Here is a 15,870-nt window from a genome sequence, read left to right as displayed (position 1 = left end):
TACGCTGTGCGAGGTCGTCACCGCCGGCGCGTCGGCCGCCTTGCCGAGCCGCGCCATGACGACCTCGAGCACGAGTTCATTCAGGAGAGTCCATGTCCTTCATCGAGGCGGTCGTCCTGGGCCTGGTCCAGGGCCTGACCGAGTTCCTCCCCATCTCCTCCAGCGCCCACGTGCGCGTGGTCGGGGAGCTCATGGCGCCGGGGGAGGACCCGGGCGCGGCCTTCACCGCGATCATCCAGCTCGGCACCGAGACCGCGGTGCTGATCTACTTCTGGAAGGACATCACCCGGATCATCGGGCGATGGTTCAAGGCCCTGGCCGGGAGGATCCCGCACTCCGACCCGGACGTGCGCATGGGCTGGCTGGTGATCCTCGGCTCGATCCCGATCGGCGTGCTGGGCCTGCTCTTCGAGAGCCAGATCGACTACAGCCTGCGCAACCTCTACATCACCGCGACGATGCTGATCCTCTTCGGCGTCCTGCTGGGATTCGCGGACCGCTTCGCCCCCCAGCGCAAGCAGCTCGACCAGCTCAGCGTGCGCGACGGCATCCTGTTCGGCCTCGCCCAGGCGCTCGCGCTGATCCCGGGCGTCTCCCGTTCCGGCGGCACCATCACAGCGGGCCTGCTCATGGGCTACACCCGCAAGGCCGCGGCCCGCTACGCCTTCCTGCTGGCGATCCCGGCGGTGTTCGCCTCGGGCCTGTACAAGGCCGCCAAGGAGGTCCCTGTCCTGTTCACGGCCGAGGGCCGGGCCGTCGCCGCCGCCGCGGGGGAGCCGTCGCTGCTCGCGATCGCGGTCTCCACCGCGGTCGCCTTCGTGGTCGGCTTCGCGGTGATCGTCTGGTTCATGCGGATCATCGAGAACCACTCGTACCTGATGTTCGTCGTCTACCGCGTGGTGGCCGGCCTGCTGCTGCTGGCGATGCTGTGGTTCGGCGCGGTGGATCCGCTCGGCGGCGCCTGAACCCACCCGAGCGCGCCCGCTCTTATGATCGAGTGGTGCAATCCTGGACCACCCCTGAGCTGACCCCGCTGCCCGCCTCCACCACCCCGCTGAGGCTGTTCGACACGCGCTCCGGGCGCATCGCGCCCGTGACCCCCGTCGAACCGGGGCACGCCCGCCTGTACATCTGCGGGATCACCCCCTACGACTCCACGCACCTCGGTCACGCCGCGACCTACCACGCGGCGGACCTCATGCGCCGCGCCCTCGTGGACACCGGTCTCGAGGTCACCACCGCCCAGAACATCACCGACGTCGACGACCCCCTGCTCGAGCGCGCCGAGCGCGACGGCGTGGACTGGCGCGAGCTCGCCGCCTCCCAGGTGGAGCTGTTCAGCGAGGACATGGCCGCGCTGCGGATCCTCGCCCCGGAGACCTACCGCTCCGTGAGCGAGGCGATGGACGAGATCATCGCCACCGTCACCGCGCTGAAGGAGCGCGGGCGCGCCTATCGGGTGCCGACCCCCGACGCCGAGGGCGAGGACTGGTACCTGGATCTCGCCCGCGACGGGGCCCTCGGGGACGTCTCCGGCTGGAGCGAGGAGCAGATGCTCGAGGTCTTCGCCGAGCGCGGCGGGGATCCCGACCGGGAGGGCAAGCGCGGCCGCTTCGACCCGCTGCTGTGGCGGGCCGAACGCGAGGGGGAGCCCGCCTGGGACGCCGGCGAGCTCGGCCGCGGCCGGCCCGGCTGGCACGTCGAGTGCGTCTCCATCGCCGAGGAGGGGCTCGGGCTGCCCTTCGACATCCAGGCCGGCGGCAGCGACCTCGTCTTCCCCCACCACGACCTCAGCGCCGCCCACTCGATCGGGCTGGGCCGCCCCTTCGCGATCTCCTACGCGCACGCCGGGATGGTCGGCCACGAGGGCGAGAAGATGAGCAAGTCGCTCGGCAACCTCGTGTTCGTCCACCGGCTCGTGCGCGGGGGCGTGGACCCGATGGCGATCCGCCTGGTGCTCATGGCCCACCACTACCGCAGCGACTGGGAGTGGTCGGAGGCCGAGCTCGAGGAGGCCGGCCGGCGTCTGGACGCCTACCGCAACGCCGCACGCCGCCGCGACCTGCGCCCCGACGTCGTCGAGGCGCTGCGCGCCGCGCTCCGCGAGGACCTGGACACCCCGACCGCGCTCACGGTCCTGGACGCCTGGGCCGAGGGCCGCGAGGTCCCCGCCGTCCCCGGGACCGCGGCCCCGACGGCAGAGGACGCGCCGGGCGACGTCGCCGCCGCGGTCGACGCGCTCTTCGGGATCACGCTGCGCGCGTGAGCCGACGAGCCCCGGCTCGGCCCGTCGGGCCGGGGCTCAGTCCGTCTCGCGGCGACGACGCAGGAACTGCTCGAACTCCTTGGCGATCGCGTCGCCGCTGGCCTCGGGCAGCTCGGCCGCGTCCTGGGCCCGCTCGAGCCGGCGCACGTACTCCGCGACGTCCTCGTCGGTGCGGGCCAGCTCGTCGACGCCCCGCTCCCACGCCTCGGCGTCCTCGACCAGCTCGCCGACCGGGATCGGGGCGCTGATCAGCTCCTGCACCTCGCGCACGAGACCGAGCACCGCCTTGGGCGAGGAGTTCTGGGAGACGTAGTGGGGGACCTGCACCCAGATGCTCGTGGTGCGCAGACCGGCGCTCGCGGTGCGGCGCGCGAGGATCGTCGGCACCCCGATGGGCCCCGAGTACTGCTCGGAGTTCTCGACCCGCTGCGCCGGCACCGGCTCGACCTCCGAGGAGACCGGCAGCGGACGGCTGTGCGGGGAGTCCGCCAGCAGCGCCCCGAGGGAGACGACGGAGCTCACGTCGAGCGCCTGCAGCTGCTCGAGCACCTCGTCGCAGAACCGCTTCCAGCGCAGGGACGGCTCGGGCCCGATCACGGCGACGATCTCGGGGCCGCGCGGAGGGGTGATCAGGTGCAGCCGGGTGTCGGGCCAGTCCACGACCCGCAGCCCCTCCTCGGTGGTGCTGATCTCGGGGCGGTTGACCTGGAAGTCGATGAACTCCTCGGCGTCGACCGCGCCGACGGGCCGCGAGGGCCACACCTCCAGGAGGTGCTCGACCACCCCGGTGGCGGCCTCGCCGGCGTCGTTCCACCCGCTGAAGGCCGTGATGGCGATTCGACTCATCCCTCCATCATAGGCTCGCGCGCGCCCGCCGACGGGGGCTGCCGACGGGCCCGTGATCCGTCGAGCTCGGGTGCAGGAGCAGGGGATATCCTCACCCTGCCCGGCGAGCCGCCGGCCCGCCACCGAGGAGTCCCCATGCCACGCCCCATGCTGCGGATCGGCACGCTGCCGCCGCTGCAGATCAGCCCGGGCACCCTCGTCACGGTGCTCCTGATCGCCGCGGTGCTCTTCCCCTCCCTCCAGCGCCCGGGACTCCCGGTCGGCGCGAGCGCGCTGATCGCCCTCGGGCTGGGACTGTTCCTGATCCTCTCCGTGCTCGTGCACGAGCTCTCCCACGCCCTCGTGGCCCGTCTCTTCGGCGCGCGGATCGACCACATCGCGCTGACGCTGTGGGGCGGGCACACCCAGTACCGGGCGGAGCGGATGCCGGCGCTCGGCTCCGTGCTCGTCTCCCTCGCCGGCCCCGCGAGCAACGCAGCGCTCGCGGGGCTCACCGCGGCCGTCGCCGCGCTGGCCGCGCCGGAGGGCGTCCTGGGCGCGGTCGCCTCGTTCGCGACCTGGCTGAACGTGGTGCTCGCCCTGTTCAACCTGCTGCCGGGCCTGCCGATGGACGGCGGCCGCGCCCTGGAGTCCCTGCTCGGCGCGGTGCTGCGCAGACCGACCGCGGGGACGCGGATCACCGCCTGGATCGGGCGGGCGATCGCCGTCGGCGTCGTCCTCGTGCCGCTCGTGCGGATCATGCGCAGCGGGGGCGCGGGCACCGTCGGCCTGCTGACGCTGGTGTGGGCGCTGCTCATCGCGGGACTGCTGTGGCAGGGCGCGACCCGGGCGCTGGCGGGGGCGCGCACGCAGGATCGCGTCGACGCCCTCGACGTCTCCGCCGTCCTGCGCCCCGTGCGCCTCCTGCCGCCCCAGGCGCCGCTGAACGCGCTCGAGGAAGCGCAGGCTCCGGGAGCGCACGACGAGCAGGTCCTGCTGCTGGACCGCGTCGATCCGCGCCCCGGGACCGTCGGCCGTGCGCTGCTGCCCGCCCCGGAGGCGATCGCCGCGGTCCCCGCCGCGCAGCGGGGGAGCACCACCGCCTCCGCCGTCGCCCGTCCCCTCGGGGACGTGGTCGCGCTGCGCACCGGACTGGCGGGCGAGGAGCTGGTCTCCGCGATGCTCTCCCGCCCCGCGCCCGTCTACCTCGTCGTCGAGGCCGACGGGACGCCGGCCGGGGTGATCCTCAGCGTCGACGTCAACACGCTCCTGCGCGGACGGTGAACAGGCCCGTTCACCGCGCTGATCGCGACCTATGCTGGAGAGCATGACTTCTCAGCCGCAGCCCGCCGCCCAGGACGGGGCGTCGGGACCCGCGCCCCGCGCGCCCCGCCGCGGCCTCGACCGCACCGGACCCTTCGCCCTCGGCGACAAGGTCCAGCTCGCGGACTCCAAGAACCGCCTGCACACCATCACCCTCAAGCCCGGAGGGCAGTTCCACTCCCATCGCGGCGTGCTCCGCCACGACCAGCTCGTCGGGGAGGAGGACGGCACCGTGGTCGAGGACAACCACGGCACCCGCTACCAGGCCCTGCGCCCGCTGTACGCCGACTACATCCTCTCCATGCCGCGCGGCGCCGCGATCATCTACCCCAAGGACTCCGCGCAGATCCTCATGTGGGGAGACATCTTCCCCGGCGCCCGCGTGCTCGAGGCGGGCGTCGGCTCCGGCGGGCTGACCACCGCGCTGCTGCGCGCCGTCGGCCCCGAGGGCTCCGTGCACTCGATCGAGCGCCGCGAGGACTTCGCCGAGGTGGCCCGCGAGAACGTCGGCACCTTCTTCGGCCTCGAGCCCGAGGCGCTGCACCCGCGCTGGGACCTGACCGTCGGCGACTTCCAGGACGTCGCCCCGACCCTCGGCACCGCCGCGGTGGACCGGGTCGTCCTGGACATGCTCGCCCCCTGGGAGTGCGTGGACGCCGCCGCGGACGTGCTGGTCTCCGGCGGCGTGTTCCTCACCTACGTCGCCACCGTCACCCAGCTCTCCCGCACCGCGGAGGCGCTGCGCGACCACGGCCAGTTCACCGAACCGTACGCCTGGGAGTCCTTCGTGCGGCCCTGGCACCTCGAGGGCCTCGCCGTGCGCCCCGAGCACCGGATGAACGCCCACACCGGCTTCCTGCTGACCGCGCGCCGCACCGCGCACGGCACCCGGGCGCTGCGCCGCACGACCCGCCCTGCTCCCGGCTCGCGCGACGCGGAGGAGCTGAACCATCCCGACAACGAGGGCTTCGGCGGCGGGACGGAGGAGTGGACCGCCCAGGACGTCGGCGAGCGGGGCGTCGCCCCTCGCAAGCTCAAGCGCGCCCTGCGCGACATCCGCCAGGGCCGGGACCGCTGAGCCCCGCCATCACGGACCGCCCAGAACCCCACCCCACGGGGAGGAGACGACGATGAAGACCTACGCGGAGATGACCGCCGAGCTCGAGAAGCTCGCCGCCCACAACGAGCGACTGGTCAGCGGGCTGCGCTCCGCCCGCGCCCAGATCGTCGAGCTCAAGAACGACCTCGAGCGCGTCGGCGATCCGCCGAACTCCTACGCCACCTTCCTGCGCCGCTGCGAGGGCACCACCATCGACGTGCTCCACCACGGTCGACGCCTGCGCGTCGCCACCGCCGCGAGCCTCGACCTCGATGACCTCACCCCCGGCACCGAGCTGCGCCTGAACGAGGCCCTCGCGGCCGTCGAGGCTGTCCCGCAGGGTGATGCGGGCAACGTCGTGCCCGTCGTCGAGGCCCTCGCCGATTCGCGCGTGCTCGTCGCCGTCGCCCCCGACGACACCCGGGTGCTGCGCCGCGCCGGGGCGCTGAGCGAGGAGGCGCTGCACCCCGGTGACCACGTGCTCGTGGACCTGCGCAGCCAGCTCGTGCTCGAGCGGATCGACCGTGCCGAGATCACCGACCTCGTGCTCGAGCAGGTCCCCGAGGTCTCCTTCGCCGAGATCGGCGGGCTCGGCGAGCAGATCGAGGCGATCCGCGACGCGGTCGAGCTGCCCTTCCTCCAGCAGGACCTCTACCGCACCTACGGGCTGCGGCCCCCGCAGGGCGTGCTGCTCTACGGCCCTCCCGGCTGCGGCAAGACGATGATCGCCAAGGCCGTCGCCCATGAGCTCGTGCTGCGCAGCGCCGAGGTGCGCGGCGTCAGCGTCGAGGAGGCGCTCGCGAACTCCGCCTTCCTCAACGTCAAGGGCCCCGAGCTGCTGAACAAGTACGTCGGGGAGAGCGAGCGGTCGATCCGGCTGGTCTTCGAGCGGGCCCGTGAGAAGGCCGCCGCGGACCATCCCGTCGTCATCTTCTTCGACGAGATGGAGGCGCTGTTCCGCACCCGCGGCACCGGCATGTCCAGCGACGTGGAGACCACGATCGTGCCCCAGCTGCTCGCCGAGATCGACGGCGTCGAGGGCCTCGACAACGTCATCGTCATCGGCGCCTCCAATCGCGAGGACATGATCGATCCCGCGATCCTCCGCCCGGGACGCCTGGACGTGAAGATCCGGGTGCGCCGCCCCAACGCGCGCGCCGGCCGCGAGATCCTCGGCCTCTACCTCGGCCAGGAGGTGCCGGTGCGGGAGGACCGCGAGGCCCTGCTCGACCTCGCCGTGCGGGAGATCTACGCCGAGGGCCCCGCCTCCGCCTACGTGCGGGTCGAGTACTCCGACGGCGGGCACGACACCCTCCACTTCCGCGACTTCGTCTCCGGCGCGACGCTGCGCAACATCGTCGATCGTGCGAAGAAGCTCGCCGTCAAGGAGCAGCTCGCCACCGGCGTGGTGGGCGTCGGCTCCGAGCACCTCCTCGAGGCGATCCGGGTCGAGTTCGCCGAGAACGAGGACATGCCCTCGGCGTCCCATGCCGAGGACTGGGCGCGCGTGACCGGCCTGCCCGGCCGCTCCCGCCGCCGCGTCGAGGCCGTGGTCCCGCTGCAGGAGCGCGTCCTGCCGGGCGAGGGCGTCGCCGCGGAGGACGCCGAGCACGCCGACGCCGCCGAGCACCCCGAGGAGGTCACCGCATGAACACCGACGGCACCGCCGGCCTGACCACCGAGCGGGTGATGGGCATCGAGACGGAGTTCGGGGTGCTCCACGCCGACCTCGAGGAGCGCGCCCGCGCCGGGGCGGGCAGCTCGATCCTGCTGTCCCACCTGGTCGTCGGCGCCTACGCGCTGCTGGATCCGGCCGAGGGGGAGCGGGGCCGACGGGTGCGCTGGGACTACGGGGACGAGACCCCGCTGCGCGACGCCCGCGGCTTCGAGCTCCAGCGCGCCGCCGCCCACCCCACGCAGCTCACCGACGAGGTGCGCGATGCGCACGTGCCCAGCGTCGAGCTCGACGCCCCGGTCACCGGCCCCGAGGTCGCCCCCGAGGGCGACGACGCGGAGGTGCTCGCCTGGGCCTCGCAGCGCTCGATCGGCAACGCCGTGCTGCGCAACGGCGCCCGCTTGTACGTCGACCACGCGCATCCCGAGTACTCGGCCCCCGAGGTGCTGCGCGCCCGGGAGGCGGTGGTCGCCGACCGCGCCGGCGAGGAGATCGCGCGCCGCGCGATGGAGATCCTCGGTGCGGCCGACGGGATCCCCGAGGTCGCGCTGCACAAGAACAACACCGACGGCAAGGGCGCCTCCTACGGCACGCACGAGAACTACCTCGTGGACCGTGCGGTGCCCTTCGAACGCATCGTCGAGGCGCTGCTGCCCTTCTTCGCGACCCGCCAGGTGCTCGTCGGCGCGGGCCGCGTCGGGATCGGCACCCGGGGGGAGGAGCCCGGCTTCCAGCTCTCCTCCCGCGCGGACTTCATGGAGGCGGAGGTGGGGCTCGAGACCACCCTGAACCGCCCGATCGTCAACACCCGCGACGAGCCCCATGCGGACCGCGACCGCTTCCGCCGCCTCCACGTGATCGTCGGGGACGCGAACCTGCTGGAGGAGTCGACCTTCCTCAAGCTCGGCACCACCTCCCTCGTCCTCGCCGCTCTCGAGGCCGAGCAGCGCACCGGGCACCGGATCCTCCCGGACCTCGCCCTCGCCGACCCCGTCGCCGCGCTGCGCACCATCAGCCACGACCCGACCCTGCGCGCGAGCGTGCCGCTGGCCGACGGCCGCGAGCTCACCGGCCTGCAGATCCAGCGCGCCCACCTCGAGGCGCTCAGCGCCGTCGCCGACGGCGAGGACGAGGAGACCGCCCAGGTGCTGCGCGCCTGGGGCGAGATCCTGGACCTGCTCGAGCGGGACCCGATGCTCGCCGCCTCCCGCGTGGAATGGGTCGCGAAGCTGTCCCTGCTCAAGCGCTACCGCGCCCGCCACGGCCTGGACTGGTCCGATCCGCGCCTGCTCATGGTCGACCTGCAGTTCTCCGACCTGCGTCCCGGCCGAGGCCTGTTCGACAAGCTCCGCACCGCCGGCGCCGCCCCGACGCTCGTCACCCCCGAGGAGGTCGCCGCCGCGGTCACCGCTGCGCCGGGCAGCACCCGCGCCCACCTGCGCGGCGGGCTCATCTCCGCGCACGGCCCGCGGGTGCCCTCCGCCGGCTGGGACGCGATCACCCTCGCCGGCCCCGAGGGCGGGCACCGCCTGCGCCTGGCGGACCCGCGCCTGGGCAGCGCCGACTGGTGCGCGCGCCACGGCATCGACCCCGCCGACGACCTCGAGACCGTCCTGGACGCTCTGCGCCGGGCGGTCACCGCATCCTGACCCGCACGACCTGAGGAGGAGACCATGTCCCAGCAGTCCCTGAACGCCCCCGGCGGCGGCCCCGACGAGAACGCCCCCGACGACGAGACCCTGACCGGCGGTCAGACCTTCGCCTCGGTGCAGGGCACCGACGACCTGCTCGACGAGATCGACTCGGTGCTCGAGTCCAACGCCGAGACCTTCGTGCGCTCCTTCGTGCAGAAGGGCGGCCAGTGACCCGATGAAGCGCCGAGTGGGAGGATTGGAGACGGAGTTCGGACTCGTGTGCGTGCGCGCCGACGGCAACCGCGCCCTCGAGCCGGAGGAGGCCGCGCGCGAGCTGTTCCGACCCGTCGTCGCGATGGGCCGTTCCTCGAACGTGTTCCTCCGCAACGCCGCCCGGCTCTATCTCGACGTCGGCTCCCACCCGGAGTACGCCACGGCAGAGTGCGACGACTGGTGGGAGCTGGTCGCCCAGGACCGCGCCGGGGAGCGGATCTTCGCCGAGCTCACCCGCACGGCCGACGAGCGCCTCGCCGAGGCGGGCCACGACGCGCGCATCCACCTGCTCAAGAACAACGTCGACTCCGCCGGCAACGCCTTCGGCTCCCACGAGAACTACCTCGTGGACCGTCGCGGGGAGTTCACCCGCCTGCCCCGCTACCTGCTGCCCTTCCTCGTCACGCGGCAGATCGTCACCGGCGCCGGCGGCGTCGCCCCCGCCGTCGAGGGCGAGGCCGGCCACGGCGCCGGGGCGCAGTTCGTCTTCTCCCGCCGCAGCGACCACATGTGGGAGGCGGTCTCCTCGGCCACCACCCGCACCCGGCCCATCATCAACACGCGCGACGAGCCGCACGGGGACGCGAACCTCTACCGTCGCCTCCACGTCATCGTCGGCGACTCCACGATGAGCGAGGTCTCCACCCATCTGCGCTTCGCCACCACAGACCTGGTGCTGCGCGCGATCGAGTCCGGTCGTGCGCTGCCCGAGCTGGGCCTGGGCGACGACATCGCCGCGATCCGCGCCGTGGCCCGCGACCTCGCCGGCACCGCGCCGCTGCCCACCGCGGGCGGCGGCACGCTCAGCGCCCTCGAGATCCAGCAGCGCTGGCTCGACCATGTCGCCGATCTCGCCGAGGACTCCGAGACCGACGTGCTCGAGACCTGGCAGCGCGCCCTGGACGCGGTGCGCACCGGGGACCGCGGCTGGGCCGCGCAGAACCTCGACTGGGCGATCAAGGAGCGACTGTTCACCCAGGTCATGGAACGCCGCGGGATCGACCTCGAGGACCCGTCGATCGAGCGCCTGGACCTCGCCTATCACGACATCGACCCCGCGCGGGGTGTCTTCTACGCGCTCCAGCGGCGGGGCCTGGCGCCGACGGTGCTGCCCGAGGAGCGGATCGAGCGCGCCCGCACCCAGGCACCCACCACGACGCGCGCCCACCTGCGCGGCCGGGTGGTCGCCGCCGCCCAGGAGCACGGCGTGGACCACGTGGTGGACTGGACCACGCTGCGCCTGACCCGTCAGGGGGCGATGCCCGTGCAGGTCATGGACCCCTTCGCCACAGAGCACCCGGCCGTGGACGCGCTGCTCGAGGAGATCCGCGCCCAGGGCGCCGCCGCCGCCGATCCGCCGCTCGCCTGAGACGACGCCCACCCCGCGCCCCAGCAACCGCACATCGCGCGCCCCGTACCCTGGGGCGGTGCCCGATCACGGGCAGCCGATCCGAAAGGTCCTCCATTGATCCGCCGCCGCACGCTGCTGACCACCGCCCTCGCCGCGACCGCCGCCATCGGCCTCGCCGCCTGCACCGACGACGAGGGCTCCGGCGCGTCCGACGGGGGAGGCGCCTCCGACGGCGGGGGCGACGCCCTGGCCGGGGTGAGCGTCAGCGAGGACCTCGGCGCCGAGCCGACCGTCGAGTTCACCGCCCCGCTCGAGATCACCTCCGCGCAGGCCGAGGTGGTCGTGGCCGGCGACGGGGACACCATCGCCGACGGCGACGTCGTGATCTGGCGCGACCTCTACGTCGACGCCTCCACGGGCGAGGTGCTCCAGTCCTGGTGGCAGGGCGCCCCGGCCGGCGGCGTGCAGGTCACCACCGACACGATCGGCCCGGCCGCCTTCGACGTGTTCACCCAGATGACCGTCGGCTCCCGCTTCGTGATGGCCGGCTGGCAGCAGAGCACCGAGGGGCAGGCCTACTCCCTGCTCCAGGTCGGCGACGTGGAGCGGATCGTCTCCCCGCTGCGGGCCGAGGGCGAGCCCGGCGAGCCCTCCGGCGACTACCCCGAGGTGACCCTCGGCGAGGACGGCGCGCCCGAGATCTCCGGCCCCGGCGAGGGCGAGGCCCCCACGAAGACCGTGCGCGAGGAGCTGATCGTCGGCGACGGCGAGAAGACCCGCGAGGGCGACTTCCTCACCATGCAGTACACCGGCTGGAAGTGGTCCGACGGCTCCCGGTTCGACTCCTCCTGGGAGCGCGGCGCCCCGTTCTCCTTCGTCCAGGGCGGCGGCCAGGTCATCGCCGGCTGGGACGAGAACCTGCTGGACCTGACGGTCGGCTCCCAGGTGATGCTCGTGATCCCGCCCGAGGAGGCCTACGGGGACCAGGGCGAGCTCGCCGGGGAGACCCTGATCTTCGTCGTGGACGTCCTCGACGCCGCCCACACGGCAGACTGATCCCTGCACCGCTGATCCATCACAGGAGGAGAACCGCATGAGCGATCGCACCAAGCCCGAGATCGACGCCCCCGAGGGCCCGGCCCCCACCGAGCTCGTCAGCACCGACCAGATCCTCGGCGAGGGCGAGGAGGCCGGTGCCGGCGACGTCGTGGACGTCCACTACGTCGGCGTCTCCCACTCCACCGGCGAGCAGTTCGACGCCTCCTGGGACCGCGGCGAGCCGCTGCGCTTCCAGCTCGGAGTCGGCCAGGTCATCACCGGCTGGGACCAGGGCGTCCAGGGCATGAGGGTCGGCGGTCGTCGCCGCCTCGAGATCCCCGCGCACCTCGGCTACGGCGACCGCGGCGCCCCGCCCGTCATCGCCCCCGGCGAGACGCTCGTCTTCGTGTGCGACCTGGTGGCGGTGCACAAGCGCTGAGCACGCCCGCCCAGGGAGCGGCGGGGGCTCGCGGAGAGGAATCGGCGCACGGCCAGGAACCCCTCTTCGCGGCCCCCGCCGCTCCCGTCCCCGCCCCCACGGCCGAGGAGCCGACCGGCCCGGACCGCCCCGACGCGGCCCGGGCCGTCGGGCTGCGCACCACCGCCGGCTTCGAGGTGGTCGAGGAGCTGCCCGTCGCGAGCGTGCGGCTGGTCGGCGTGCTGCCCCATCTGGACCGGCCCTTCGAGTACGCGGTCACGCCCGCGACCGCCGCGGCCGGTCCCGGCATGCGAGTCCGGGTGCGCTTCTCCGGCAAGGACACCGAGGGGATCGTCCTCGAGCGGCGCGCCGAGCCCACCACCGACCGGGCGCTCGCCCCGCTCACCCGCCTGGTCTCCGAGGACGTCGTCGTCCCGTCCGCGATGATGCGCGTGTGCGAGGAGGTCGCCGAGCGCTGCGCCGGCACCGTCGGCGACGTGCTCCGCCTCGCGCTGCCGCCCCGCCACGCACGGGCCGAGAAGGCGGATCGCGCCGCCGCGGAGAAGGAGGCGCAGGCCGCGGAGGAGCCGGTACCGGAGGCGACGGACTCCGAGGAGAAGGGCCCTGACGAGTCGGACCCCGAGGAGTCGAGCCCCGAGGAGGGGACCGACGCAGAGGACAGCGCGGCTCCGCCCGTCGCGCCCCGCTCCGTCGACCGCTACCCGGGGCTCGCCGCCCTGATCGCTCGCGCCGGGAGCGGGACCGGCCCCGTCCCGCGCGCCTCCCTCGTGCTGGACCCCGTCGATGCCTGGACCGAGCTCGCCGCCGAGGCCGTCGCGGACCTCGACCCCGTCCTCGGTGCCCTCGTCATCGCCCCCGACCAGCGCGACGTCGCCCGGCTCTCCCGCGTCCTGACGGCGAAGGGCATCGCGCACGAGATCCTCGCCGGCACCGAGGGGCCCGAGAAGCGCTATCGCACCTTCCGCCGCATCCTGCGCGGCGCGACCCGCGTCGTGCTCGGCAACCGCTCCGCCGCCTTCGCCCCCGTGCGCGACCTCGGCCTCGTGATCTGCTACGACGAGGCCGACGACCTGCTCGAGGAGCCCCGCGCCCCCTACCCCCACACCCGCACCGTCCTCCAGTGCCGCTCCGCCGAGGAGCGCTGCGCCCTGCTGTTCCTCGCCACCAGCGAGTCGGTGACCATGCGCGCGCTCACCGAGGCCGGCTATCTCGCGCGGCTCGAGCCGGTGCCGGCCCCGGTCACCGCCGTGCGTCCTCGGATCGTGGCGATGGACCAGTACCTCCGCGACCGCGAGGGCCCCTCGGGCCGCTCGCGCCTCCCGCAGGAGGCGATGCGGGTGCTGCGCCGCGGCCTCGCGACCGGGCCCGTCCTGGTCCAGGTGCCGCGCAGCGGCTACGTCCCCGCGATCGCCTGCACCTTCTGCGGCACCCGTGCCCGCTGCCCCGAGTGCGCGGCGCCGCTGTCCCTGCGCGGTCGCGACGGGCCGCTGCACTGCACCGTCTGCGGGCGGCGCGAGGACGGCTACCGCTGCCCGGAATGCGACCGCACCCGGGTGAGGGCGATGGTGATCGGATCCACCCGCACCGCCGAGGAGCTCCACCGCGCCTTCCCGGACGTCCCCCTCACGGTCGCGGGCGGCGCCCACGGCCCCCTCGAGGACGATGCGGTGCCCGAGCACGGCATCGTCGTGGCGACCCCCGGCGCGGAGCCCGCCCCCGAGGGCCGCTACAGCGCCAGCCTGCTCCTGGACGCCGACGCGATGCTCGGCCGGGCCGCCTTCGACGCCGACGTCGAGGCCGTGCGGCGCTGGCGCGGCGCGATCAGCCTGGTCCGCACCGCCGAGCAGGGAGGGGAGGTGCTGGTCGTCGGCACCTCGACCCTGCCCGCGATCCGCGACCTGGTCGCCCACCGCTCCGCGCTCTTCCTGGACCGGATCCTCGAGGACCGCCGCGAGCTGGACCTGCCGCCCTTCCGCCGCGTCGCCGAGGTGGTGGGGGAGCGGGAGGCGTGCCGCGCCTTCCTCGAGTCGACCGAGCTGCCGGACGGCACCGAGGTGCTCGGCCCCGTCGACCTCGAGGGCCCCGATCAGGCCGGCCGCTCCCGCGCCGTGCTGCGCCTGCCGCCCGAGCGCTCGCGCGAGCTCGCCGCCGCGCTCCGCGCCGGCGTCGCCGCCCGCAGCGCCCGCAAGGCCAGGGGCTCCCTCCGCGTGCGGATGGACCCGCCGGACGTGTTCTGAACCCCGGGCGCGCCCGCATCGCCGCTGCTAGGGTGCAGGTCACCGCCAGCCCGCCGCGACGACGCGATGAAGGGACCCGCCATGGCCTCCGACGCCTCCCCGACGTCCGATCCCACGACCTCCTCCCCGACACCGGAGCGCCCCGATCTCTCCGAGGGGGAGCGCGCCTCGGCCGAGACCGGACGGACCGTGCTCGTGCGGCGCATCGGCCTCGGCGCCGGACTGATCGCCGCGCTCCTGATCTATCTGGTGATGCCGGCGGACGTGCCCCACGCCGCGAAGCTCACCGCCGCGACGGCCGTGCTCATGGCGACCTGGTGGATGACCGAGGCGCTGCCGATCCCCGCCACCGCCCTGGTGCCGCTGGTGATCTTCCCGGTGCTGAGCCCGGAGGTCGGCTTCGACGACGTCGGCGCCTCCTACGGCAACAACATCATCTTCCTGTTCATGGGCGGGTTCATGCTCGCCCTGGCGATGCAGCGCTGGGACCTCCACAAGCGGATCGCGCTCGCGATCGTGGACCGCATCGGTGCCAGCCCCTCCCTGCTCGTGCTCGGGTTCATGGTCGCCACCGGCTTCATCTCGATGTGGGTCTCGAACACGGCCACCGCTGTGATGATGCTCCCCATCGGCGTGTCCGTGCTGGTGCTCGTGAACCGGCTCCGGCTCGAGGACGCCGAGCGGAAGGGCGAGGAGCCCGGCGAGGGCGTGGACCCCGCGCCCGATGAGGAGGGCCCCGCGAGCTCCGCGGTCCGCTCGAACTTCGGCACCGCGCTCATGCTCGGCATCGCCTACGCCGCTTCGATCGGCTCGCTGGCCACCATCATCGGCACCCCGCCCAACGCCCTCCTCGCCGCCCACATGAGCCAGGAGTTCGGGATCACCCTCGGCTTCGGCCGCTGGATGGTGGTCGGGGCGCCGATCGCGGCGGTGTTCCTGCTGATCGCCTGGCTGCTGCTGACGAAGGTGCTCTTCAGGCCCGAGATCAGCGAGATCCCCGGCGGTGCGGAGCTGATCCGCGAGGAGCGGCGCAAGCTGGGGAGGATCTCCTCCGGTGAGCTGCGGGTGCTCGGCGTGTTCGTCCTCGCGGCGCTCAGCTGGGTGTTCATCCCGCTGATCTGGCAGGTCCTGGAGGCGGGCGATCCGCCGATCGGCGACGCCGGCATCGCGATGGTCGTCGCGCTGGCGCTGTTCGTGCTGCCCGCCGGCGCGGCCCGGGGCGTGCGCCTGCTGGACTGGGACGCGGCCGTGAAGCTGCCCTGGGGCGTGCTGCTCCTGTTCGGCGGGGGCCTGGCGCTGTCGGCCCAGTTCAGCTCTTCCGGCCTGACCGCGTGGATCGGCGAGGTCACCGCCGGGATCGGCGGGCTGCCGGTGGTGCTCGTCGTCGCGATCGTCGCCGCCGGGATCCTCTTCCTCACCGAGCTGACCTCGAACACCGCGACCGCCGCGACCTTCCTCCCGGTCGCCACCGCCGTCGCCGTCGGCATCGGGGTGGACCCGATGCTGCTCGCGATCCCCGTCGCCCTGGCCGCCACCTGCGCGTTCATGCTGCCGGTCGCGACTCCGCCGAATGCCATCGCCTACGGCTCCGGGTACGTGCGCATCCCCCAGATGGCCGGGGCGGGGCTCTGGCTGAACCTCATCGGGATCGTCCTGATCACCGCGACCACCATGACCCTCGCGGTGTGGGTGTTCTCCCTCGTGTACTGA

General features: G+C 73.8%; 13 protein-coding genes. 12 read left to right on the top strand and 1 reads right to left on the bottom strand.

The features are described 5' to 3' along the window. The first annotated feature begins 92 nt into the window (after positions 1-92). Positions 93-965 (top strand): undecaprenyl-diphosphate phosphatase, encoded by an 873-nt coding sequence (locus tag D1648_RS08930; protein WP_122940852.1) that lies wholly within the window; start codon positions 93-95, stop codon positions 963-965. Positions 966-1,000: 35 nt separating this feature from the next. Next, positions 1,001-2,266: a cysteine--1-D-myo-inosityl 2-amino-2-deoxy-alpha-D-glucopyranoside ligase gene (gene mshC, locus D1648_RS08925; RefSeq protein WP_122941109.1), complete on the top strand. Its 1,266-nt coding sequence runs from the start codon at positions 1,001-1,003 to the stop codon at positions 2,264-2,266. A gap of 36 nt (positions 2,267-2,302) precedes the next feature. On the opposite strand, the gene D1648_RS08920 is transcribed toward mshC, so the two are convergent. Then, the gene (locus D1648_RS08920; RefSeq protein WP_122940849.1) at positions 2,303-3,112 is read right to left on the bottom strand and encodes a PAC2 family protein; all 810 of its coding nucleotides are present in this window, start codon (positions 3,110-3,112) and stop codon (positions 2,303-2,305) included. A gap of 135 nt (positions 3,113-3,247) precedes the next feature. Here D1648_RS08920 and D1648_RS08915 point away from each other — a divergent pair, with 135 nt between their 5' ends. The 10 genes from D1648_RS08915 to D1648_RS08870 all read left to right on the top strand — a co-directional run bounded on the left by D1648_RS08915 (position 3,248) and on the right by D1648_RS08870 (position 15,870). Next, the gene (locus D1648_RS08915; RefSeq protein WP_241155420.1) at positions 3,248-4,375 is read left to right on the top strand and encodes a M50 family metallopeptidase; all 1,128 of its coding nucleotides are present in this window, start codon (positions 3,248-3,250) and stop codon (positions 4,373-4,375) included. Positions 4,376-4,418: 43 nt separating this feature from the next. Next, a complete protein-coding gene (locus D1648_RS08910) occupies positions 4,419-5,492 on the top strand; it encodes a tRNA (adenine-N1)-methyltransferase (protein ID WP_164518653.1) in 1,074 nt (357 codons plus the stop codon). A gap of 52 nt (positions 5,493-5,544) precedes the next feature. Further along, positions 5,545-7,164, top strand: a complete 1,620-nt coding sequence (gene arc / locus D1648_RS08905; RefSeq protein WP_241155419.1) for a proteasome ATPase — start codon at positions 5,545-5,547, stop codon at positions 7,162-7,164. Then, a complete protein-coding gene (gene dop / locus D1648_RS08900; RefSeq protein ID WP_122940842.1) occupies positions 7,161-8,837 on the top strand; it encodes a depupylase/deamidase Dop in 1,677 nt (558 codons plus the stop codon). Before arc ends, dop begins: the two co-directional genes overlap by 4 nt. A gap of 24 nt (positions 8,838-8,861) precedes the next feature. Further along, entirely contained in the window at positions 8,862-9,053 is a 192-nt protein-coding gene (locus D1648_RS08895) for a ubiquitin-like protein Pup (RefSeq protein ID WP_010551593.1), read from the top strand. A gap of 4 nt (positions 9,054-9,057) precedes the next feature. Next, on the top strand, positions 9,058-10,464 hold the full coding sequence (gene pafA / locus D1648_RS08890) for a Pup--protein ligase (RefSeq protein ID WP_122940840.1): 1,407 nt from the start codon (positions 9,058-9,060) through the stop codon (positions 10,462-10,464). Positions 10,465-10,560: 96 nt separating this feature from the next. Beyond that, on the top strand, positions 10,561-11,502 hold the full coding sequence (locus tag D1648_RS08885) for an FKBP-type peptidyl-prolyl cis-trans isomerase (RefSeq protein ID WP_164518652.1): 942 nt from the start codon (positions 10,561-10,563) through the stop codon (positions 11,500-11,502). A gap of 37 nt (positions 11,503-11,539) precedes the next feature. Beyond that, a complete protein-coding gene (locus D1648_RS08880) occupies positions 11,540-11,923 on the top strand; it encodes an FKBP-type peptidyl-prolyl cis-trans isomerase (RefSeq protein ID WP_122940835.1) in 384 nt (127 codons plus the stop codon). A gap of 152 nt (positions 11,924-12,075) precedes the next feature. After that, positions 12,076-14,160 carry a primosomal protein N' gene (locus tag D1648_RS08875; protein ID WP_164518665.1) on the top strand — a complete coding sequence of 695 codons (2,085 nt, stop codon included), beginning with the start codon at positions 12,076-12,078 and terminating at the stop codon, positions 14,158-14,160. Between the two features lie 81 nt (positions 14,161-14,241). Then, complete coding sequence (locus D1648_RS08870; RefSeq protein WP_241155417.1) at positions 14,242-15,870, top strand: DASS family sodium-coupled anion symporter; 1,629 nt, start codon at positions 14,242-14,244, stop codon at positions 15,868-15,870.

Origin of the sequence: Brachybacterium sp. EE-P12 (assembly GCF_003711805.1) — a bacterium.
Classification (GTDB): Bacteria; Actinomycetota; Actinomycetes; order Actinomycetales; family Dermabacteraceae; genus Brachybacterium.
This window is presented reverse-complemented; position numbering and strand designations above follow the sequence as displayed.

What these genes read in the sequence shown, in the direction of transcription:
- D1648_RS08930 (WP_122940852.1), top strand. Translation starts at nt 93, where the DNA reads ATGTCCTTCATCGAGGCGGTCGTCCTGGGCCTGGTCCAGGGCCTGACC.
- D1648_RS08920 (WP_122940849.1), bottom strand. Translation starts at nt 3,112, where the DNA reads ATGAGTCGAATCGCCATCACGGCCTTCAGCGGGTGGAACGACGCCGGC.
- D1648_RS08915 (WP_241155420.1), top strand. Translation starts at nt 3,248, where the DNA reads ATGCCACGCCCCATGCTGCGGATCGGCACGCTGCCGCCGCTGCAGATC.
- D1648_RS08910 (WP_164518653.1), top strand. Translation starts at nt 4,419, where the DNA reads ATGACTTCTCAGCCGCAGCCCGCCGCCCAGGACGGGGCGTCGGGACCC.
- arc (WP_241155419.1), top strand. Translation starts at nt 5,545, where the DNA reads ATGAAGACCTACGCGGAGATGACCGCCGAGCTCGAGAAGCTCGCCGCC.
- dop (WP_122940842.1), top strand. Translation starts at nt 7,161, where the DNA reads ATGAACACCGACGGCACCGCCGGCCTGACCACCGAGCGGGTGATGGGC.
- D1648_RS08895 (WP_010551593.1), top strand. Translation starts at nt 8,862, where the DNA reads ATGTCCCAGCAGTCCCTGAACGCCCCCGGCGGCGGCCCCGACGAGAAC.
- pafA (WP_122940840.1), top strand. Translation starts at nt 9,058, where the DNA reads ATGAAGCGCCGAGTGGGAGGATTGGAGACGGAGTTCGGACTCGTGTGC.
- D1648_RS08880 (WP_122940835.1), top strand. Translation starts at nt 11,540, where the DNA reads ATGAGCGATCGCACCAAGCCCGAGATCGACGCCCCCGAGGGCCCGGCC.
- D1648_RS08870 (WP_241155417.1), top strand. Translation starts at nt 14,242, where the DNA reads ATGGCCTCCGACGCCTCCCCGACGTCCGATCCCACGACCTCCTCCCCG.